Here is a 21,208-nt window from a genome sequence, read left to right as displayed (position 1 = left end):
ACCAGATGTCTGCAATCGAGATAGAGCAGCTCGGCAAGAGCTTCGGCGCCGTGGAAGTTCTGCGCGACGTCAATATCGAAATCGCCAGCGGCGAATTCGTGGTGCTGGTCGGTCCGTCAGGCTGCGGCAAGTCAACGCTGCTGCGCATGATCGCCGGGCTGGAAGAACAGACGACCGGCGAGATCCGCATCGGCGGGCGCGTCGTCGACGAGATGCCGGCCAAGTCGCGCGACATAGCCATGGTCTTCCAGAGCTACGCGCTCTATCCGCATATGAGCGTGGCCGACAATATGAGCTTTGCTCTTCGGTTGGCTAAGGTTCCCAGGGAGGAGATCGTCTCGAGAGTGAAGGCGGCGGCCGAAATCCTCGGCCTGCAGGATCTGCTCGGCCGCATGCCGCGGCAGCTGTCGGGCGGCCAGCGCCAACGTGTCGCCATGGGTAGGGCCATCGTGCGCGACCCCTCCGCCTTCCTGTTCGACGAGCCGCTCAGCAACCTCGACGCCAAGCTGCGCGTGAAGATGCGCGCCGAGATCAAGAAGCTTCACCAGCGGCTGGGGCGCACCAGTATCTACGTTACGCATGACCAGACCGAAGCAATGACGCTCGCCGACCGCATCGTGGTGTTGAACAAGGGCCGCATCGAACAGATCGGCACGCCTTCCGAGCTTTACGAGCACCCGGCCAATCTGTTCGTCGCGAGCTTTATCGGCTCGCCGGAAATGAACCTAATCAAGGGCCGCGTCGACCACGGTGCGTTCACGGCGGCGGGAGGTCTGCATCTGCCCTTGCCCAAGGACATGGAATTGCGCGCTGGGGAAGAGGTGATTTACGGAGTTCGTCCTCAGCACCTTGTGATCGGCGGCGAGCATGCCAAGGCAACGGTTCAGGTGGTGGAGCCGACAGGAGAAGCTCAGGAACTGACGTTAAGAACAAGTGGCATCGAACTTGTGGCCGAAGTTCGGGATCAGTCGCCATTCAAGCCTGATCAAGAAGTTGGATTAGGGATAATGGTTTCAAAAGTGCATCTGTTCGACGCGCGAAGTGGCATCAGGATGAAGTAGGGCTCGCTCCAAGCGCAGCGCGGCGGAAGGAAGAAGGAAGCAGGATGGCGCGTGGAATCGACGGTACGGATGTCACACTGCACAGCGGCGGCTTTGACCGCATACCTCTGGCTGCGCCCACAAGGCAAGATCTCTCCCCGTGAGCGTTTGCGCTCGCCGTGCCTTGGTCCGGCGCTTGTTCACGTTGCGGATCGGTCGCGAACTGAGCCAGCAGCGGCGGATTGATATAGAGGCTTTCCCGGCCGATTTTCATCCGCTCAAACAGCCCGTGCTCTGCTAGGGCCTGGCCTTGTCGAGAAGCTGGCGTGGCAGGATCAGACGCAGCGGCCGCCGAGTTCCGAGTACGCCAGATTGATCCAATAACGTACGCCGGTCGGTATGATCTCGTCGTTGAAGTTGTAGTGTGGCGTATGGAGCTGGTGGAATGTTCCGTCCGGCTCCGCTCCGTTGCCGATCCACAGGAACGCGCCGGGACGGACATCCATCATGTTGGCGAAATCCTCGCCGGCACACGACTGATCGAGGCTGCCGTTATAGTTCCGCTCGCCTACGGTTGCCATTGCCGCGGCCGAAGCAGCCTTGAACGGTTCATCGGCATTGACCACGACGCTCGTCGATCGGTTGAACTTGAACTCGGCCTTGCAGCCCCAGGTCCGGGCCGTCTGTTCCGTCACCTCGCGCATGCGACGCTCGATCAGATCGCGCGTCTCCGGTCGAAAGCTCCGCGCCGTTCCGCCGATGACCAGTTCAGAGGGGATCACGCTCGGCGCCACCGCCGAACCGCCGTGGATGTAGCCGACGCTGATGACGCCTGTCTCCAGCGGAGCCAGCGACCGGCCGACGATCCCTTGCAATGACACGACCAGTTGCGCCTGCGCGTAGGTAATGTCCGTCGACTGATGCGGCGCCACGCCGCCATGGCCGCCCACGCCCCTGAAGGTGACTTCCCAAAAATCAGCAGCCGCCATCGATGGGCCCAGACGCCCGGCCATGGTCCCCACCGGGCCGCCCGGCTGGTTGTGCAAGCCATAGATCGCGTCGCAGGGAAAGCGATCGAAGATGCCGTCGGCGAGCATGCTGTTAGCACCCCCGCGCCCCTCCTCGGCGGGCTGAAAGATGAGGTTGAGCGTCCCGCCGAAGTCCGGGTTCTCCGCGAGATAAAGCGCGGCGCCGAGCAGCATTGTGGTATGGCCGTCATGCCCGCAGGCATGCATGCAACCGCTCGATTGCGATGCATAGGAGAGCCCGGTCGCCTCATGGATCGGCAGGGCATCCATGTCGGCCCGCAGGCCGATCGAACGCTGTCCGGGAAGTCTCCCCTTGATGACCCCGACCACGCCGGTGCGCCCGACGTTCCGCGTCACCTCTATGTCAGCCTGCCGAAGCATGTCCGCGACGATGCGCGAGGTCCGCTCCTCTTCGAAGCCGAGTTCAGGGTGCGCGTGGAGATCGCGGCGTAGCTCGACCAGCCGCCCGATATTGTCGTTCAGCCATTCGGCGAAACCCGTGCCCATGGAAATTCCTTTCTGATCATGCCGAGATCATCGGCCGATCCGTTGCCTGGCTCACGGCGTGGCCTTCGCCGACAGCCTCCAGGAAGGCGGCCAGCCTGGCATTGAACGCTTCCGGCATAGTCAGGAACGGGGCGTGGCCGGCTCCGACCACGTCGGCTGGCTCGCCTGTCCACTGCGTCAGCTTCAGTTCGCGGAAATACTGGTGGTTGAGGAACGGATCCTTCGAGCCGTTCAAGATCGCGAAGGGCACGGCGGCGCCCCGCAGGAAGCGCATCTGCCGCGGCCAGTCGACGATCGGCAGCTTGCCGAGCGTATAGGCGCGCGCGCGGCCATCGGTGCGCGCCACGGCGCGATGCAGATGCTTCGTCGTGGCGTCCCTTGGCCCGGTCGTCGAGGTCGCGAAGTCGCGCATTTCGCTCGGCGACAGGAAGCGCCGGCTGGCCAGGGCAAAATGGCTCGTCGCATCGTAGGATTTGCCGATGTCCTCGGGCACGACACGCAAGGGCGGCGTGCCCGAAATGGAGAGCGCCCGGATCGGATAGCCGCGCGCCGCGAGCTCGATGGCGATGTATCCGCCGAGCGACCAGCCGAACACGATGGCGTTGGTGACGCCCAGGGTCTCCAGCACGTCTTCCGCCACGTCGGCGAAGGCCTCCACCGAATAGTCCTGCTCCGGATCGGCGTTGTCGGATACGCCATGGCCAGGCAAGTCGAACGAAATGACGCGGTAGCGGTCGCCAAATGCCTTGAACTGTTCGGCAAATACCTCCTTGGCGGACGAATTGCCGTGGATGAAGAGCAGCGCCGGCCCGTTGCCGCCGCCGTCGGCGACCGCGATCCTGCCGTGGCGCGTGGGGATGATGCGCTCCCGGCCGCCGGTCAGCGCCTCGCGCGCGGCCTTGCCCGAACGGCGGCGAAGCGTTGCGGTCGCCTGCGTGCGGACGACGTCGAAAGCTTCGCGCGCCGTCTGCAACAAGGCCCATAGACCACCCGGATAGAAGATCAGGATAACGATCAGCAGCAGCGACATGATGATGTTGCGCCAGGCGCCGTATTCGGCCAACGCCTCAGACACCATCGTGACGAAGAAGGCGGCCAGGATCGGCCCCCAGATCGTCCCTGCGCCACCGAGCAGGAGCATACTGAGCAGCAGCCCAAGCAGGCCGAGCCCGAAATTGTCGGGCGAAGCGACGCGCATGTAGGAGCCGTAAAGACCGCCGGCGGTGCCGCTGATCGCCGCACTGACGGTAAGGGTGAACAGCCGCGTCCGAGTCTCCGACATGCCGCGCGAGATGGCGTAGTACCTGTGGTCGCGCATCGCCACGATCGCGCGGCCCCAGCGCGAGCGCGTGATCTTGTAGAGCAGGACCGTCGACGCCACGAGCATGGCCAGCGCCAGATAGTAGTAGCCGATCTTGCCGTCGCGGCTCATGCGGTAGCCGAAAAGTTCGAGCCCCGGCAGGCTTACCATGCCGGAGGTGCCGCCGGTGATCTGCGACTGGCTGATGACGATCTGATAGAGCACCTGCGAGGCGGCGATCGTCACCAGGATGATATAGATGCCCGACAGTCGCATGATGGGCAGGGTGATCAGCGCTGCCATCAGCCCCGCCGCGCCGCCCGCGGCGACCAGACCGAGCCAGGGCGACAGTCCGAGCGTTTTGGCCACGAGGCCATAGGCGTAGATGCCGACCGCGAAGAGCGCGACATGGGAGAAATTGAACAGGCCGCCATAACCGAGGCTGAGGTCCCAGCTCGAAGCGACGATCGCGAAGACGAAGGCCAGGACCAGGAGATGACGTAGATAGTTGCCGTCGAAAACCAGCGGCAGCAGCGCGAGCGCGGCCAGCGCGACCAGCGTCGGGATGAGGCCCGACGAGCGGGCGAAGGACGGGCTGTAGCGCATCAGACCGATTTCCTGTGCTTGCCGAAGAGTCCTTCCGGCTTGACGACCAGAACGACGATCATGATGACGAAGAGCACGGTTGGGCTCCAGTAGAGGCCAACCGCATAGGTCATGAAGGCTTCCAGCAGGCCGACGATGAAGGCGGCGTAGATCGGCCCGGTGAATCGGGCAATGCCTCCGAAGATCACGACGATCAGCGCCTTCATCAAGGGGTCTGAGCCCATCAGCGGATTCATGAAACGAATGGAGCCGATCAGCACGCCGGCGATCGCCGCGAGCGCGGCAGACAGGCCGAAGGCCACCGCATAGAGCCGCGCGACGTCGATGCCCATCAACTGCGCCGCCTCGCGGTTCTGCGCCACGGCGCGCATGGCCCGGCCGAGCGGCGCGCGCTGCAGGAAGATGCCGAGGGCGGCCAGAATAATCAGCGAGACAATGACTGCCGCCGCCTCGTTGCGCGACATGACAAGGTCGAGAAACTGCAGGTCACCAGTCAGCACCGCAGAGAGCTGCTTGTTGCGTGGCCCCCAGGCAATGCTGATCAGGTTCTCCAGGATCGTTGCGCCGGCGAGCGTCGTGATGACGGATTTCACCACGATGTCAGGGCTGCGTTCGAACGGCTTGATCAGCAGGTAGTATACCGCCATGCCGATGAAGAACATGCCGACCACCGAAACGAGCGCGCCGACCAGCAGGCCGCCGCCCAACGCCTCAGAGCTGGCAACCTGCCAGGCGATATAGGCGCCGAGCGCGATGAAGGTGCCGTGCGCGAAGTTGAAGATGCCGAGCGTGGTCCAAACCAGTGCAAGGCCGGTCGCCATAAGCGCGTAGAGCGCGCCGAGCACGACGCCACCGAGCAGGATCAGCGTGAGCGTGTCGAAGGTCACTGGTGCTCCTCGCCGAACATGAGTTTCATGATTTCCTCGTGGGTTGGCATGTCGGCCTTTTCGATGCGCCGCGAGATGCGCCCGTGGTCGAACAAATAGAGCGTATCGATCAGCGACTCGAGGAAGGCGATGTCCTGGTCGACGACGATCAGCGGCACGCCTGATTGGCGGATCGTGCGGATCGCATCGGCGAGTTCGCCGCGCAGTTTTGGCGACAGGCCAAGCGTCGGCTCGTCGAGGATGAGCAGTTTGGGTGCCGCCATCAGGCCGACACCGATCGCCACCATCTGCCGCTCGCCCCCCGACAGGAAGCGAATCTTGGAGCTCAGCCGCTCCTGCACGCGCGGAAACAGCCTGAAGACGTAGTCGAGCGTCTCCGCGGCCGAGGCGCGTCCGGAAGCGGCATATGGCGCGATCGACAGCGTTTCCGCCACCGTCATATCGGGGAACAGGAGATTGCCCTGGGGCACATGGATCAGCCCTGCGCGCGCCACGGACTTGGGGTCCATGCGCCGGCGCGTCACCGCATCGTAGTTGAAGTTGCGCCAGCGGCGGCTGCCGCGAGGTCCCGGCCGGTTGAGCTGGACACCCTCGAAGAAGATGTCGCCGTCCCACGGATCGATGATGCCGCTCAGCGTGCGCAGGAAGGTCGTCTTGCCGTGGCCGTTCGGTCCGAACAGACCGACGCTGCCGCCGGGTACGAGTTGAAGGTCGATCTTGCGGAAAATCTGCAGCGGCTCGTAGCCGCCGTCGAGGCCGCGCACGTCGAGAAGAAGCGGTTGCGTCATTTCGCCTGTCCCAGATAGGCCTCGATCACCTTCGGATCAGCCACCACGTCGTTGGGCAAGCCCTGGGCGATGACCTTGCCCTGGTCCAGCACAACCAGGCGATCACACACCGTCATCAGCAGTGGCAGCACGTGTTCGATGAGCAAGATCGCGATGCCGGCGTTACGCAGCCCCAGGATCAGCGTCTTCATGTGCTCGATTTCGGTCGGCGTCAGACTGGAGGCCGGCTCGTCGAGAAGCAGCACGCGCGGAGACATGGCCAGCGCGCTCGCCATCATCAGCGTCTTGCGAAAGAAGATCGGCAGCGTTGCCGTCGGCGCGTTGTGCAGCGTCTGCGGGAATCCGACCGTGTCGAGGGCAAGTACCGCGGCGGCCTCGTTGTCCCTGGACCGCGCGCGGCGACCGCTGTGCTCGACCGAGACCAGCACGTTGTCGATGGCACTCAGCGAAGGAAAGATGCTCTCGCGCTGGAACGTGCGGGCGATTCCCGAGCGGGCAAGTTCCTCCGGCGCGACATCCTGGACCTCCCTGCCTTCGAAGATCACGCGGCCGCTGTCCGGCCCGAACGGGATGCCGGTCACTATGTTGAAGAGCGTGCTCTTGCCGCTGCCATTGGGGCCGGCGATGCCGAGGATCTCGTTGGCGTCAAGCGTGAAGCTGACGCCGCCGACCGCGCGCAGGCCACCGAAGGACTTGGTGAGATTGTCTGCCTGGAGGATCATATCTGCCATATAAAAAGGATGGTAAGGCCCGGAGAACGCGCTATCGCTCGACGGTGACGGCGCGGCCCCTTTCCAGAGCCGCGGCCGATAGCGGGCTCCTCGCTCACCCGCTGTTCAATTACTGCTTGATCCAGGGCGGCAGCTTGATTTTGCCGGTGGAATATTTCTTGGGCGAGATCAGCGTGCGCTGGCCATCCCAGATCTGCCAGAAGGTAACCGGGATGTGGTTGTCGTCCTGCAAGGCGAGATGGGTCGCCGGATCGAACGCAACTGGGCCGGGGGCCGCGTCATAGGTCACCTCGCCGATGGCCTTGCCGATTGCGTCATGGTTGGTCGGGTCGCCCACCTTCTCGAGTGCCTTGAAGTAGATCGTGGCTTCCTCGTAGAGCGCCGAGCCATAGACGCCGGGCTTCACACCGTACTTGTCGGTGAGCTTCTTGTTCACTTCCTGGCCGCGCGGCCAGTTCGGCGAGTCGATCGCGCCGCCGATCAGGTTGTAGAGCACGCCGTTCGATTTCTCCTTCGTCAGGTCGACGAATTCCGGCACGGACGGCGCATATTGCAGGAACACCAGGCTCTGCGTCGGCTGGTCGAGGAACTGTTGCAGGAAGAGCGCGGAGTTGGCCGGCTGGTAGTCGGTGTTGACGACGAGCGCGGGTGGATCCTGGCGCACCTTGGCGAGGCTGGCGCGCCAGTCGTTGACAGGTCCGAACGGCACCATCTCGTCGACGGTCACCGTCCAGCCAGCGGCCGCGAACGAGGTCTTCATGCCCTCGGAGATTGCCTTGGAGTAGGGATTGTCCGAAGAGATCATCGCGATCTTCTTGTTGGAAGCCTTGAACGTGCCGTCGGCGATCAGACCTTCGACCAGCGGCAGTACGTCGGTCTCGTAGCCCTTGTAGGAGGGCGAGAGCGACCAACAGCAATTGTAGTTCGAGGGATTCTTCGAGACGATCCCGGCGAATGGGCCTGAGGGGCCCGACGACAGGTACGGCAGGTTGGCGTCGGCGAAGAGATCGACCTCGAACAGCGACAGGCTGGCATAGCCGGTCAGCACGACCTCGATGCCGTCGGTATTGATCAGGCGCTGGGCGGCGCTGCTGACATTGTCGGGCGAGCCGTCCTTGACGTCGGCAGAGACGATCTCGAACGTGTGGCCGGCCACGCCACCCTTGGCGTTCTGCTCTTCCACCGCCAGCTCCACGCCGCGCACGAAGTCGGCGCCGTCGGCGGCCGACGGACCGGTCAGCGGCGCGAGCACCCCGATCTTGACGACGTCGGCCGCGGCCACGTTCAGGCCCGCGAATAAAGCGGTGAAGCTGACGGCACCCGCCGCCAGGTAGCGTTTCAATCCATGCGACTGCATGTGTCAGTTCCCCTTTTTGGTTTTAGGTTGAACGAGTTTCTCCGGCCGTTTGGCCGGATTGCAAAAGATCGCCTGACGGTCTCGGCTAGACTGGCGCTTCGCCAAGACGAGGACTTGCCATGACGACGCCCCTTTCCGAGATCGAGCTGCTGGACCGCCTGGTCGGCTTCGACACCGTGAGCAGCCGCTCCAACCTCGAACTGATCGACTTCGTGCGATCGTATCTCGACGGACTGGGCGTCGCGAGCACGTTGCTGCCGGATGCGACCGGCCAGAAGGCAAATCTTTTCGCCACGATCGGCCCGGCCGACGTGCCAGGCTATGTGCTGAGCGGCCACACCGACGTCGTGCCGGTCGAGGGCCAGCAGTGGTCGCGCGATCCGTTCCGCATGTGGGAGAAGGATGGCAGGCTCTATGGACGCGGCACGACCGACATGAAAGGTTTCGTCGCCTGCATGCTGGCGCGCGTGCCAACCATGCTCGCCGCGCCGCTTGCCGTGCCCCTCCACCTGGCGCTGTCCTATGACGAGGAGGTCGGCTGCCTCGGTGCCTACGGCCTCATCGACCACATGACCAGGTCTCTGCCCAAACAACTCGCGGTCTTTGTCGGCGAGCCGACCGAGATGGGGGTCATCGGCGGCCACAAGGGCAGCACCGGCCTCCTTACGACGATCACCGGCAAGGCCTGCCATTCCTCGCGCCCGGATCTCGGCGTCAATGCCATCTTCCACGCCATCGACTTGATCGGCGAGTTGCGCGGCTATGCCGAGGAACTGGCTGCCGCGCCCGAGGCCGAATCGCCATTCGAGCTGCCCTACACGACCGTCAGCGTCGGTGTGATCCAGGGCGGCACGGCCCGCAACGCCATTCCCGGCGACGTGCGCTTCCAATGGGACATCCGCGCAACAAAGGCCGGCATGGTCGAGAAGCTGGTCGAGCGTTTCGGCACCTATTGTGACGAGACGGTCCTGCCCGTCATGAAGGCCGGCTTTTCCGACTCCGCGATCAAGACGGAATATGCCTACGACGTTCCGCCGCTGGTGCCGAGCGAGGGTTCGCTGGCCGAAACGCTGGCGAAGCGCTTCGCGCGAACCAACCAGGTCGGCACCGTCAATTACGGCTCGGAGGCCGGAATCTTCCAGCGCGCCGGAGTGCCGACAATCATCTGCGGACCGGGACGCGACCGCGAGGCGCACATCGCCGACGAATGGATCGCCGTGGAGCAGATGCATCGCTGCGTCGACTTCATCGATGGCCTGATCGGCGATGCGAGAAGGGCGTGACCCCGGCAGCGGCACGGCGCGGCCAGTCATAGTCGGTAGAACCGCTTTGCATTGTCGTGGAAGAGCTTCGCCTGGTCTTCCACGGGCAAGGCCGAGGCAATGGTCTTGAATGTGTCGTAGATCTGGTCGTAACTCATCTGGATCTTCGAAACCGGATAATCCGTGCCGAACATGCTGCGTTCGGTGCCGAAGCAGTCGATGCAGTGCATGGCGACATCGCGGATGCTCTCCGGTGTCCAGTCATGATCGTAGGCGCCGGGGTTGGAGATCTTGATCGCGATGTTGGGGCAGACGGAGATCAGCTTTAGGCCGTCGCGCCAGCGCTGCATGCCCTCGGCGTCGCGATCGATCGGGCTACCGCAGTGGTTGATAATGATCTGGAGGTCCGGCAGCGAGTCGGCTATCTCGCGCACGATGCTCGCCTGGTAGGGGTACATCATCAGTTCGAGGTTCAGCCCATGCGCCGGTAAAAGCGCGACATCGCGTCGCCAGTCGGCGTTGCGTCCGAGTTCGGGATCGCTGACGAAGCACTTCTTGGGATCGGGATGCCAGCTCAGGATCCCGCGAATGCCGGTCACGCGATCGAAGGCCGCCTGTTCGGCGATCACCCGCTCGGCGCCGCCCATACCGAGAGATGCCCCCGCGACGTAGCGCAGCGCGACGCCCCTGGACTTGTCGAGCGTCTCGAGCCAGCGCGTCTCCTCGACCGGATTGCCGGCCCAAAGCGCCTCGATATGCACGGTGGCAACGACGTTGTGGCCGGCCGCATCCCTGGCGTAGTCATCCGGGAAATAGTCGTGGGCGATCTTTTCCAGGCCGGCGATGGCTTGTACCGTCGGGTCGGACGGCACCAGCCATGCATGCTTGCCCATGGAAAGATCCCATAGGTGGTGATGCGGATCGATGATCGGTCCCGAATACATGTTGCCTGGCCCCTGTTCCAGAATACGGATGCTGCGCGCCGACATCGGCCGCCGCGGCCGCCCTGGCGGCCACTTCCCGCGCGATCAAGTGTGCATGGCCTTCGCGCATGCGGTATTGTGAAATCCGGACATGACGGCGCGGTCGGCTAGCCGCATCGCCGAACGAGATTGGGCCCGACCTCAGACACGGCCGCGGCGCCAGCGAAGCGGAGTCATGCCCGTCGCTTTCCGGAAAGAGGTCGTGAAATGGCTCTGGTCGGCAAAACCGCAACAGAGCGCGATTTCGGCCAGCGAGAGCTTCTCCTTGCCAAGCAGGTCCTTGGAGCGGCCTACGCGCTTGGCGACGATCCAGTCATGCGGCGTCTTGCCCGTGGCCTGCCGGAACATGCGCGAGAAGTGCCGCACGCTCCAGCCGACGATGTCCGCCAGGTCCAGAAGCAGGATGTCGCGATGCAGATGCGCGTCGACATAGTCCTCGAGCTTGCGCCACTCCCGCAGCGAAAACGGGCCGGGCGCGAGCTTCGGCGTGACCGTGCCGGCACGCATTACGAGGTGGCAAACGAGCGCCTCCACCAGTCGATCGGCAAGCGAGCGGTTGATCGGTTCGTCCTCGCCGCTATTCTCCCACAGCCGCCGCAGAACAGCGTTGACGAATGCGTCGTTGCCCGAGGAGCCGCCAAGCGGTGCGAAGGTTGCGGCCAGGTCCGCCGGACAATCCGGCCCCAACAACTGGCTCACCAGCGCCGTCGGGATTGCCAGGATGATCAGCCGGCGGTCGCCGCCCGCACGCCAGCGGCTGTCGGTACCCGGCGGGACGATGATCAGATCGCCGGTGCGTGACTGCCCGGACGTCCAGCCCGACCCCATATTCCAGTCATAGCTGCAGGCAGCATCAAGCGGCGTCGAGACGACCAATTCGTCGACGGCCGGATCTACGAACTCATGCCGACTCTGCTCGACCAGGATCAGGCTGGAGCGCATGCTGCCTTGAATGTGCCTGTGCTGCTGCGGAAACGCCCCGTAAGCCGACCGCATGTAGAAGTCGGCATAAGTCCGATAAGCGGGATCGACGTGCGTTATCTCGGTTCTCAAGTCCAGCTTCCGCGCAGCGCAGGGGGGTTCGACAAGGCATCCTTCAAGCGATCAAGCGGCCCTTCCGGTCATTGACCAAGCCTGCGGACCGCAGCAGCCAGCCGCCGCACCCCTTCGTGCAGCCGCTCGGGCGCGTTGAGCGTGAAGTTGATGCGAATGGCGCGACGGTCCTCGCCGGTCACGTCGAACACGCTGCTGGGCGTGACGCAGACGCCTTCCTCCAGCCCCAACCGCATCAGCTCGTCTGTGTCGAGCGATGGATTGCGCGCCGTCGCCCAGACGAACATGCCGCCTTGCGGCTTTTCCCAGGCGAAGAGCGAGCCCAGATGTTCTTCCATCGCCTCGCACAAGGCGTCGCGGCGCGCGCGGTAGAGCGCCAGGATTTGCGGCTGAATCCGCTCGGGCAATCCGGCGTTCATGGCATCCAGCACGAGCCGCTGGCTGAGCCCGCTGGTGCACATATCCGAGCCCTGTTTGGCGACGGTCAGTGCCCGGATCATCTCGGGCGCGGCGACTACCCAGCCGACACGCAAGCCCGGCGCGACTTCCTTGGAAAGCGTGCCCGTGTAGACGACGGGTCCCCTATAGGGTTCCGCATCGGCCTCGCCCATCAGCTTGCCTGAAAGCGACAGCAGGCGCGGCAGCGGCGCGCCGTCATAATACAGACCGCCATAGGGGTCGTCCTCCACCAGCCAGACGCCGGTCTGGTGCGCCGCTTCCACCATCGCGACACGCTGGCCGTGCGTCACTAGCTTGCCGCTCGGATTGGAGAAGTTGGGCACCGTGTAGACGAAGCTGGCGCCCTCGAATGCCGTCGGATAGTCCAGCGTATTGCTGCCCGGTGTGAATGGGCGATAGCGCGGCGCGCGCGGCCGCCATGCATCGATCGCGCCAAGATAGGTTGGAGCATGCGCGGCGATGACGCTTCCTTGTTCGAGCAGCACCTTGCCGATCAGGTCGAGCGCCTGCATGCCGGCGGTGGTGACGATGACGTTTTCGCGTGTCAGCCGCACGTATTCGTCGCTGAAGCGTTCGGCCAGACGGTCGCGCAATGCCGGCAAACCGTCGATCTGGCTGTAGCTCAGCACTTCCGGGCCATGCTTGCGAAGCGCCTCGGCAGCGATGCCGGCCAGTTCCTCGGCCGGATAGGTCGTCGGCTCGGGCAAGCCGCCCGCGAGGTTGATCACGTCGGCCCTTTCGGCCACCGACAGGAAGGTCTTGGTGACGTCGTTGGTCGTCGACAGCCACGCCGCGAATGGCGGCCGTCTGCCGCCCGGCACCTTTGCACGGTCGTCCATCGCCGGGGCGAGATCGCTTGCCACCACGTCGATTCCTCTCAGACCAATGGATCGGGCGCTGCGCTGTGCGGCCGACCTTCCTGCAGGATCATCCGTCCGTCGGAAGCCGACGCCCGGCGAAACTCCGACGCGCTCTGGTACTCCGGATCGTTGTACCAGGCCTCGGCCGACGCCCGATCGGGGAATTCGAGTATGACCATGCGCTGCGTGAAGGGTTCGCCTTCCGAGGTCGTGACCGGCTCGCCGCGCGTCAGGAACCTGCCGCCGTAGCGTGCCAGCGTGCCGGGCGTCACCGCCGTGTATCTCTTGTAGGTTTCGGCATCATGCACGCGCATCGTGCAGATCATGTAAGCCGCCAATCCTTCGTCCTCCCCGCGTTGCGATGATGTCGAGCTTAGGACGGGCTGAAGAGCGTTTTACACCAAATGACATCGCCATCTTGAGATTCCTTGCAGTTTCTCTCTATGATCTGCGTAAGATGTGGTGAAATCAGCCATGACGATTCTGGATGCCATCGACCATAAGATCCTGCGCGAACTGCGGGCCGACGCGCGCGTCTCGACGGTCGATCTGGCCGCGCGGGTCGGCCTGTCTCCGACGCCCTGCGCGCGCCGCGTGAAACGCCTGGAGGATAGCGGTGTGATCCAGGGCTACGCTGCGCGGATCAACCCGTCCGCTATGGGTTTGGCGATCTGCGTCATCGTCTCGGTGCGTCTGGGCAAGCAAGGCCCTGAAGGGGCCGGTGAATTCCTGCGCGAGGTCGCCAAACGGCCGGAGATCACCGAATGCCTGCTGGTGACGGGGAACATCGACTACCTGCTGCGTGTCTGGGTCAAGGACATAGCCGCGCTCCGCAACTTCATCAGCAATGTCCTGCAGTCGATCCCGTCGGTAGCCGAGACCTCCACGATGGTAGTGCTGAACCTGGACTAGTCGGAGGCCGGCTGGGTGAAGCTGTATCCGACTGCAGCCGGTATGCACCCTCTCGACGGCCGCGCGCTTCGTCATAGCGACCGTTGGGAAGCAGATTATGGCGAATGTGGCCGTCCGCGGTAATTCACAGGCCGGCATAGGGAATCCTTGGCTCGATTGTTGGTCGCCACGCTGGAATAGCCGGTCAGATCCGGAATCTCCCGATCCTCGAACTCATTCCGCGCGAACTCTCGGAAAATCGGCGAGGGATGGCCCGACGACCACCCATGGAGCCGATACGTCGGCGCTTGAGGCCCGACCCCGCGTGCTTCAGATGACTTTTCCGCTTTCCGCGTCGAAGACGTGAAGGGCTTCGGTCGGAAACGACAGCCACAGACGGTCGCCATCGCGCGAAGCGAAATCGGCCTTGACGATGGCGAGGATGTCGGTTCCCGCCGCGTCGACCACCAGATGCGTCTGCGGCCCTGTCGGCTCCGCCACTTTCAGCGTGCCGGTAAGATCGCCGGCCTGACGGTCCACGATCACACTTTCGGGCCGAATGCCCAGCACGATGCGGTTCGTCGACGAAGCGTAGGCGCGGACCGGTAGGGCGATCTCCGAGCCATCGCCAAGCACGGCCTTGATGCCCGCCGCCGTTTGGCGAAGCTCGGCCTTGACCACGTTCATTGCCGGCGAGCCGATGAAGCCGGCGACGAACAGGTTGGCCGGCCTGTTGTAAAGTTCGAGCGGCGAGCCGACCTGTTCGATGTTGCCGCCGTTGAGGACGACGATGCGGTCCGCGAGCGTCATCGCCTCGATCTGGTCGTGCGTGACATACACGGCGGTCGTTCGGACGCGATGATGCAGGAGCTTGATTTCACCGCGCATCTGCACGCGCAGTTTGGCGTCGAGATTGGACAGCGGCTCGTCGAACAGGAACACCGAGGGGTTGCGCACGATGGCGCGGCCCATGGCGACGCGCTGGCGCTGGCCGCCGGACAGTTGGCCGGGCTTGCGGTGCAGGAGGTCGGCGAGGTCGAGCATGCGCGCGGCCTCCTCGACGCGGGTGGCGATCTCCGCCTTGCCCTTGCCGGAAAGCTTCAGGTTGAAGGCCATGTTCTCGGCCACCGTCATGTGCGGGTAGAGCGCATAGCTCTGGAAGACCATCGCCACGTTGCGGTCGCGCGGGCTGTCGTCGTTGACCTTGCGCCCGTCAAGCAGGATGTCGCCGCGCGAGGCGCTCTCCAGCCCGGAGATGATGCGCAGCAGCGTAGACTTTCCGCAGCCGGAGGGACCGACGAGTGCCACGAACTCGCCATCCCCTATGCTGAGGTTGATGCCGCGGATGATGGCGGCAGCGCCGAATGATTTCTCGACGCCGCGCAGTTCGATGGATGCCATGGATCAGCCCCTCTCTTCCGGACCGGTGTGGATGTCAGCGGACCTTGCGTACCGCGTCCATCAGCGCCTGGACCTTGGCCAGCACGACCCTGTCGCCGTGCATCTTGCCGTTGCCCTTGACGTAGCTGCCGACGATGGCGCCGTCGGCGACAGACAGAAGCTCGGCGGCGTTGTCGCTGCTGAAGCCGCTGCCGACCAGGATCGGCCCGACGGCGCCGGCGCGGATCTGCTTGACTTCGGCGGGCGCCGTCGGATGGCCGGTGCGGGTGCCGGTTGCGATCAGGATGTCGGCGCCGAAGAACTCGACGTCGCGAGCCTGGTCCTCGATGTCGCGGTCGCCGACGATGGCGTGGCTGCCATGCTTCACGTGCACGTCGGCCAACACGACGATATCCTCCGCGTCGAGTTCGCGCCGGTAGCGCATGGCGTGGGCCGAGGCACCCTCGATGATGCCCTCATTGGCCACATAGGCATTGGCCCACTGGTTGACGCGTACGAACTGCGCGTTCGAGCTCTTGGCGCAGGCAAGCGAGGCCTTGGCGGCGTTGGCGACGATGTTGAAGCCGAGCGGAAGCTTCGTGGCGCGGCGGATGCGATCGCCGATGACCGACATGGCGCCGATCGTCTCGAAGCCGATGTCGTCAGGCTTGCGGAAAGGGATGTCGCCGGCATTCTCGAGCAGGATCGCGTCGACGCCGCCTTCCTCGAGGACCAGCGCTTCCTCGACCGCCTGGTCATAGACGGCCTGCAGCGACCCGTTCCGGTAGTAGGGCGAGCCGGGTAGTGGCAGCACATGCACCATGCCGATGATGGGCTTGCTGGTGCCGAACAGGCGCTGCAGTACCGGCGTGTTTTTCGTGTCGAGATTCGACATCTTCTTCTCTCCTTGGCTTCCGGTTGGGCGCGCCGACGACGACAAGTCAGCCGATGCGCCTTCGTGTTCTTTTGTCTTCAATCGATGCGCCAGATGCGCGCCGCGTTCTTCCAGAAGACCTTTTCGAGGTCCTCCTCGCTCAGGCCGATGACGCGCAGCTTCTCCTGCTCGACGCGCGGCGACTGGTAGGGCACGTCAGAGCCATATTGCAGGCGATCGACCGAGACGTTTTTCAGGAAGGTCATGATGTCGAACGGATAGGCCTGCGACATATCGACATTGATGTTGGGGTATTCCTGGCAGGCGAGGATCGCCTCCCATAGGAAGGCGTGCATGCCGATATGAGCGAGCACGAAGGTGACGTTCGGATAGGCCTTGGCCGCCTGCGCCTGGAGATAGGGCAGGTCGCGCGGCGCATCGCCCGAATGCATGAGGACGGTGAGGTTGTGCTCCTCAGCCTTGTCCAGCAGCGGACCCATGACCTTCATGTCGTTGGGCCGGTAGAAATCATAGCCGGCGACCAGCTTCAAGCCGCGGCAGTTCCATTCGCCGACATAGCGGTCAATGAGCTCCTGGGTGTGCTTGGCGCCGAAGGTCGGGTCGATGCGGGCAACGCCGACGATGCGGTCGGGATATTTCAGCGCGGCGAGGCCGATATCGCCATTGGCCTCGTTGTAGTCGGCATCCCAAGGCGGCGTCTGCCGGCGGTCGTGCGGGAAGAGTACGCCATGCGACGCGCCCTGCTCGTCGAGCAGGCGGATGACGCTGTCGGGTTCGCCCCTGACCAGATAGGGGACGCAGGTGTTGGCGGCGACGTTCTTGTCGGTGCCGTAGTGCATATGGGCGTCGATTACTCTCACAGCGATAGCTTCCTTCCAAAGTTTGCCTCGAAGCGCTGCGCCACGCGTTGCGGCGAGGGCAGGTTCGACTGGCATCCCCATTTCTCGATGATGAAACTGGCGACGGTGGCGCCGATGCGCGCCGCCGTCTCGTGCGAATGGCCGCCGATCAGGCCCTTCAGCGTGCCGGCGACGAAGGAGTCGCCCGCACCGGTGGAATCGACGAAGGCATCGGGCGCGACCGAGGGCATGTCCTGTCGGCCATCGGCGGTGTACCAGGCGCTGCCTTCTCCGCCGCGCGTCACGATCACCAGACGCGGACCATGCGCCAGTATGTCGGCCGCCGACGCGACGCCAAGCGCCTGCATCAGCGCGTCGGCCTCGCCACGGCTGAGGAACAGGACCTCGCAGGCTTCCAGGAAGCGTGGCGCAAGATCGCCCGCGGTGGCGACCATACCGTTGATGGCGGTCAGCGCGCCGGTCTTGCGGGCGTGCTCGATGGCATTCAGCGTATAGGCGCCGAACATCTCGCTGATGACGACCGCGCCGGAACGGTCGATCTCGCCATAGGGCGTGCGCCAATCATCCTGCTTCTCGGCGACGCCGAGATGGGAGACGCAGAAACCGCCATTGGCGGCATCGAAGAAATTGAAGCTGTGCCCGGAACGGGCGCCCTCGATCACCTCGACGCCGGCGAGGTCGACGCCGTTGCGGGTCATGTGGTCAGCGTAGCCCGAGCTGCGGAAATCGTCGCCGACGACCATGCCGAGCCCGACCTTCATGCCGAGCGCGCCGGCAACCGCCGCGATGTTGGCGCTGCAATCGCCGAAATGGATGGTCTCGACTTCTTCCATGGGCATGTCGAGCGGCACGGTCTCTCCGTCGCGCGGCAGCCGCTTCATGCGCAGCAGATGATCGAAGATCGTCCACGACCCGATGGAGAAGAGTTCCAGTTCCTTCATTTCACCGCTCCCATGGTCAGTCCGCGGGTAATCTGTTTCTGGAACAGCACGGCGGCGATCATGCCGGGCAGCGCCGAAACCATCGCCGAGGCCGCCATCATGCCCCACTTGATCTGGTCGAAGGTCATGGCCTGCAGAATGCCCATGGTCACCGGGCGCGTGCTGCCGCCGGCGAGCACGAGGCCGAAGATCATGTTGTTCCAGCTGAAGATGAAGGCGATCATCATGGCGCTGGCGATGCCCGGCCTCGCGATCGGCACGACGATCCTGGTGAGCATGGTCCAGATGCGGGCGCCGTCGATGCGCGCGGCCTCCTCGATCTCGATCGGCATGTCGCGAAAGAAGCTCGCCAGGATCAGTATCATCAGCGGCAGGGTGATCAGCTGGTGCACGAGAATCATGCCGACATAGCTGTCGTATAGGCCGATGCGCGTGTAGATGACGTAGAGCGGCAGGATGACGGCAAGTTCGGGCGCGAAGCGGAACGACAGGAAGGTGAAACGCAGCTTGTCCGACGTCTTGTCCCGGCGCCGCGCCAGTGCATAGGCGGCGGGGATGCCGAGCAGCGCCGAGATCAGCACTGCACCGCCCGAGATGATGACAGAGTTCATAAGGAACTTGAGGAGGTCGGGGACCTGGCCGCCTGCGCGCTGCGCCTCGTTGCCGAACAGCACCTCGACATAGTTTTCGAGCGTGGGCGTGAACAGGAAACGCGGCGGATAGGCGATGATGTCGCCGAAGTTCTTGATCGACATCATGAAGATCCAGACGAGTGGGAACAGCACGAAGCCGGCGAAGGCGAGGTAGCAAAGCGCGAGCGCGAGTTTTTGCGCGAGGGTGCGAAGGAGCATGCTAGAGGCCACGGTTCTTCGCCTCCTGCTTCTGCCAGAAAGCCAGCAGCGCGCCGCTGATCGTGTAGCAGACCAGCCAGAGCACGAAGACGATGGTCATGGCGCGGCCGAGGCTCGACCAGCGATAGGCCTCCTCATAGGCCATGACATGCAGGGTTCGGGTGGCGTCGAGCGGTCCGCCCTTGGTGGTGGAGTAGATGATCTCCAGCGACTTCAGGGAATCGGAAACGCGAAACAGCGCGACCAGCAGCAGATAGGGAGCCAGCAGCGGCAGTTTCACATAGCGGATGACCTGCCAGGCATCGGCGCCGTCGATGCGTGCGGCCTCCACGACCTCGCCCGACACGGACTGTAGGCCGGCGAGCAGGATTATGGTGGCCAGCGGAGTGAACAGCCAGGTGTCGATCAGGATGATCGACATCATCGCCGTCGACGGGCTGGTGAGCCAGGACAGCGGCTCGATGCCGACCTGCGCCAGCAGCCAGTTCAGCACGCCGCTCTGGGGATGCATCATGGTCTTCCAGATGAGGCCGGCGACCACCGGCGGCACCAGCAGCGGGAGCACGACGGCGGAACGGAAGAAGGATTGCAGCCGGCCGGGAACGTCCAGCAGGATGGCGAAAGCGAGCCCGAGCGGCAGCTGGATCGCCAGTGCCGCGCCGGCATAGGTCAGCGTATTTGCAAGGCCATTCCAGAACAGCGGCGTCTCGAACAGGTTGATGTAGTTGTTGAGGCCGACGAATTTCGAGGCCGGGATGTAGAGCTTCTGGTTGGTGAGGCTGGTGTAGATGCCGCTCAGGAACGGATATGTCGTCGACATGAGCAGGATGAGCGCCGGCGCCAGCATGGCGTAGAATGCGGCCTTGCTCATCCATGTCTTGTCGGCTTGGGCTGTGATGCGGGCCATGGGAACTGCTCTGGTTGCTGGTGTCACATTGCCCGTGGCGATTTTCGTCGAAGGGCCGCCGTGTGGGAAGAACGATGCGGCGCGCGAGCGAGCTTGCGCGGGGGGATCTTGTTGAGACCCACCGGGTGCTCCCGGGTCAAGCCCGGGAGCAGGGCTGGACGACTATTCGTCGAGCATTTTCTGGATGTCGGCCTGCGCGTTGCACAGATTGGTCTTCACGTCGCCCTGGCCGAAATAGGATTTCTGGATCGCCTCGGCCCAGCGGTCGAGCATGCGGGTCAGCTCGGGATGCGGCGGGAAGCGGATGGTCGCGACCTCGGCTTCGGTCTTGGCGGCTTGGATGTACTGGCCGGGCGTCTCACCCCAGCTCTCCATCAGCTTCGCCACTTCGGGCGCATCCCAGGCCGATTTGCGCACCGGGTTCATGTTGCCGGCCAGATGCGTCTTGATCATCGTCTCCTTGGACGTCACCCACTGCATGAACAGCCAGGCGGCGTCCTTGTGGGTGGAGGCGGAATTCATCGACAGCGACCAGATCCATGCGGCGGCGGCGCGCTTGCCATCGGGGCCGAGCGGCGTTGGCGCATAGCCGACATCGCCGGCAATGGCGGATTGCTTGGGGTCCTCATAGGTCGGTGCGAACAGGTTCGCCTCGTTGAGCGAGAACACATACTGGCCCGACGCGAAGCCCTGCATGGCCTCGTACCAGGTGAAGGCGCCGGCGCCCTCGGGAGAGGCCTTCTTGATCAGGGTGACGAAATCCTGCGTGGCCGCGATGCTCTTGTCTGAGCAGATCTGCAGCTTGCCGTCCTTGTCCAGCATCTCGACGCCATAGGATTGCAGCATCGTGCCGAAGGTCAGGTAGGGCAGGTCCCAGTAGCGATCGAAACGGGTGATGATGCCGTGCATCTTGCCGTTGGGGCCATCGATGGCCAGCTTGTCGGACATGGCCAGCAGGTCGGCATAGGTCTTGGGCACCTGGAGGCCGAGCTTCTTCAGAAGGCTCGGGCGATAGGCCAACTGGTAGGATTCGAAATTGATCGGCAGCGTCCACAGCGAACCCTCGCCGATGCCCTTGAGCGGGGTAAGGTCCCAGCGGCCGGCTGACAGGATGGAGGGAATGAAATCATTGACGTCGTAGTCAGCGGCGGTCTTGTCGGTATTGGCGATCAGGCCGTCGAGCGGCTCCAGCCAGCCGGCGGCGGCATACTGCCAGTTGTTGAGCGGCGAGGTCATGAAGACGTCGTAGGTGCCGGTCTTGGATGACAGGTCGGCAAGCAGCTTTTCAAAACCGGACTGCTCGGCCAGTTCCTCATAGGTCACCTTGATGCCGGTCTTGGCGGTGAATTCCGGCAGCAGCGGCTTCAGGCTTTCGACGAACGGGTGCGAGATCAGCATCAGGTTAATGGTCTGGCCGTCGGCGGCCTTCCAGTTCATCTCGGCGTAGGCCGGAGCGGATGCAAGCGACAGGGCCGAGGTCGCGACGAGCGCGGCAGCAACAGTCGCGCGGCTGCGGCTCAGGCCGCGCCGGAATAAGGACGAAAACATTGGCAATTCCCCTTGTTCAAGGCGTGAGAGCGGACACTTTGAATTTTTGTTGGCGGCGCTTGCACTTTGTTGCA

The 21,208-nt window shown here is 63.9% G+C and carries 20 protein-coding genes and 1 pseudogene; 3 read left to right on the top strand and 18 right to left on the bottom strand.

What is annotated here, in order from left to right:
* Positions 1-5 precede the first annotated feature (5 nt).
* Positions 6-1,061, top strand: coding sequence for an ABC transporter ATP-binding protein (locus EB231_RS30650; RefSeq protein ID WP_172352142.1), 1,056 nt, complete (start codon positions 6-8; stop codon positions 1,059-1,061).
* A gap of 314 nt (positions 1,062-1,375) precedes the next feature.
* Here the strand turns inward: EB231_RS30650 and EB231_RS30645 are convergent, their stop codons facing one another.
* The 6 genes from EB231_RS30645 to EB231_RS30620 form a co-directional block, all read right to left on the bottom strand.
* Complete coding sequence (locus EB231_RS30645) at positions 1,376-2,575, bottom strand: M20 aminoacylase family protein (protein ID WP_172352141.1); 1,200 nt, start codon at positions 2,573-2,575, stop codon at positions 1,376-1,378.
* Positions 2,576-2,591: 16 nt separating this feature from the next.
* On the bottom strand, positions 2,592-4,481 hold the full coding sequence (locus EB231_RS30640) for an alpha/beta fold hydrolase (protein WP_172352140.1): 1,890 nt from the start codon (positions 4,479-4,481) through the stop codon (positions 2,592-2,594).
* Positions 4,481-5,368 carry a branched-chain amino acid ABC transporter permease gene (locus EB231_RS30635; protein ID WP_172352139.1) on the bottom strand — a complete coding sequence of 296 codons (888 nt, stop codon included), beginning with the start codon at positions 5,366-5,368 and terminating at the stop codon, positions 4,481-4,483. The genes EB231_RS30640 and EB231_RS30635 overlap by 1 nt, the downstream gene beginning before the upstream one ends.
* Positions 5,365-6,156, bottom strand: coding sequence for an ABC transporter ATP-binding protein (locus EB231_RS30630; RefSeq protein ID WP_172352138.1), 792 nt, complete (start codon positions 6,154-6,156; stop codon positions 5,365-5,367). Before EB231_RS30630 ends, EB231_RS30635 begins: the two co-directional genes overlap by 4 nt.
* A complete protein-coding gene (locus EB231_RS30625) occupies positions 6,153-6,878 on the bottom strand; it encodes an ABC transporter ATP-binding protein (RefSeq protein WP_246740779.1) in 726 nt (241 codons plus the stop codon). Before EB231_RS30625 ends, EB231_RS30630 begins: the two co-directional genes overlap by 4 nt.
* Before the next feature lie 118 nt (positions 6,879-6,996).
* Complete coding sequence (locus tag EB231_RS30620) at positions 6,997-8,244, bottom strand: ABC transporter substrate-binding protein (protein WP_172352136.1); 1,248 nt, start codon at positions 8,242-8,244, stop codon at positions 6,997-6,999.
* 119 nt (positions 8,245-8,363) lie between these two features.
* Between EB231_RS30620 and argE the strand changes: the two genes are divergently transcribed.
* Entirely contained in the window at positions 8,364-9,527 is a 1,164-nt protein-coding gene (gene argE, locus EB231_RS30615; RefSeq protein ID WP_172352135.1) for an acetylornithine deacetylase, read from the top strand.
* A 26-nt stretch (positions 9,528-9,553) separates the two neighbouring features.
* Here the strand turns inward: argE and EB231_RS30610 are convergent, their stop codons facing one another.
* From EB231_RS30610 to EB231_RS30595, 4 genes are all read right to left on the bottom strand, one after another.
* The gene (locus EB231_RS30610; RefSeq protein WP_246740778.1) at positions 9,554-10,495 is read right to left on the bottom strand and encodes an amidohydrolase family protein; all 942 of its coding nucleotides are present in this window, start codon (positions 10,493-10,495) and stop codon (positions 9,554-9,556) included.
* Positions 10,496-10,630: 135 nt separating this feature from the next.
* The gene (locus EB231_RS30605) at positions 10,631-11,542 is read right to left on the bottom strand and encodes a helix-turn-helix domain-containing protein (protein WP_172352134.1); all 912 of its coding nucleotides are present in this window, start codon (positions 11,540-11,542) and stop codon (positions 10,631-10,633) included.
* Positions 11,543-11,610: 68 nt separating this feature from the next.
* Complete coding sequence (locus tag EB231_RS30600) at positions 11,611-12,864, bottom strand: aminotransferase-like domain-containing protein (RefSeq protein WP_206681871.1); 1,254 nt, start codon at positions 12,862-12,864, stop codon at positions 11,611-11,613.
* A gap of 14 nt (positions 12,865-12,878) precedes the next feature.
* Positions 12,879-13,187, bottom strand: a complete 309-nt coding sequence (locus tag EB231_RS30595; protein WP_206681870.1) for a DUF1330 domain-containing protein — start codon at positions 13,185-13,187, stop codon at positions 12,879-12,881.
* Positions 13,188-13,335: 148 nt separating this feature from the next.
* Between EB231_RS30595 and EB231_RS30590 the strand changes: the two genes are divergently transcribed.
* A complete protein-coding gene (locus EB231_RS30590) occupies positions 13,336-13,773 on the top strand; it encodes an Lrp/AsnC family transcriptional regulator (RefSeq protein WP_172352132.1) in 438 nt (145 codons plus the stop codon).
* 37 nt (positions 13,774-13,810) lie between these two features.
* Here the strand turns inward: EB231_RS30590 and EB231_RS35300 are convergent.
* The 8 genes and pseudogenes from EB231_RS35300 to EB231_RS30550 form a co-directional block, all read right to left on the bottom strand.
* Positions 13,811-13,897 (bottom strand): annotated as a pseudogene (locus tag EB231_RS35300) (Atu4866 domain-containing protein); the annotation flags it as partial.
* 185 nt (positions 13,898-14,082) lie between these two features.
* Positions 14,083-15,153 carry an ABC transporter ATP-binding protein gene (locus EB231_RS30580; RefSeq protein WP_172352131.1) on the bottom strand — a complete coding sequence of 357 codons (1,071 nt, stop codon included), beginning with the start codon at positions 15,151-15,153 and terminating at the stop codon, positions 14,083-14,085.
* A gap of 34 nt (positions 15,154-15,187) precedes the next feature.
* Positions 15,188-16,027, bottom strand: a complete 840-nt coding sequence (locus tag EB231_RS30575; protein ID WP_172352130.1) for a BtpA/SgcQ family protein — start codon at positions 16,025-16,027, stop codon at positions 15,188-15,190.
* A gap of 77 nt (positions 16,028-16,104) precedes the next feature.
* Complete coding sequence (locus tag EB231_RS30570) at positions 16,105-16,887, bottom strand: amidohydrolase family protein (protein ID WP_172352129.1); 783 nt, start codon at positions 16,885-16,887, stop codon at positions 16,105-16,107.
* Positions 16,884-17,828 (bottom strand): carbohydrate kinase family protein, encoded by a 945-nt coding sequence (locus tag EB231_RS30565; protein WP_172352128.1) that lies wholly within the window; start codon positions 17,826-17,828, stop codon positions 16,884-16,886. Before EB231_RS30565 ends, EB231_RS30570 begins: the two co-directional genes overlap by 4 nt.
* Positions 17,825-18,679: a carbohydrate ABC transporter permease gene (locus tag EB231_RS30560; protein ID WP_172352127.1), complete on the bottom strand. Its 855-nt coding sequence runs from the start codon at positions 18,677-18,679 to the stop codon at positions 17,825-17,827. Before EB231_RS30560 ends, EB231_RS30565 begins: the two co-directional genes overlap by 4 nt.
* Before the next feature lies 1 nt (position 18,680).
* Positions 18,681-19,586, bottom strand: coding sequence for a carbohydrate ABC transporter permease (locus EB231_RS30555; RefSeq protein WP_172352126.1), 906 nt, complete (start codon positions 19,584-19,586; stop codon positions 18,681-18,683).
* A 162-nt stretch (positions 19,587-19,748) separates the two neighbouring features.
* Positions 19,749-21,134: an ABC transporter substrate-binding protein gene (locus EB231_RS30550; RefSeq protein WP_172352125.1), complete on the bottom strand. Its 1,386-nt coding sequence runs from the start codon at positions 21,132-21,134 to the stop codon at positions 19,749-19,751.
* Positions 21,135-21,208 lie beyond the last annotated feature (74 nt).

Origin of the sequence: Mesorhizobium sp. NZP2298 (assembly GCF_013170825.1) — a bacterium.
Lineage (GTDB): Bacteria > Pseudomonadota > Alphaproteobacteria > Rhizobiales > Rhizobiaceae > Mesorhizobium.
This window is presented reverse-complemented; position numbering and strand designations above follow the sequence as displayed.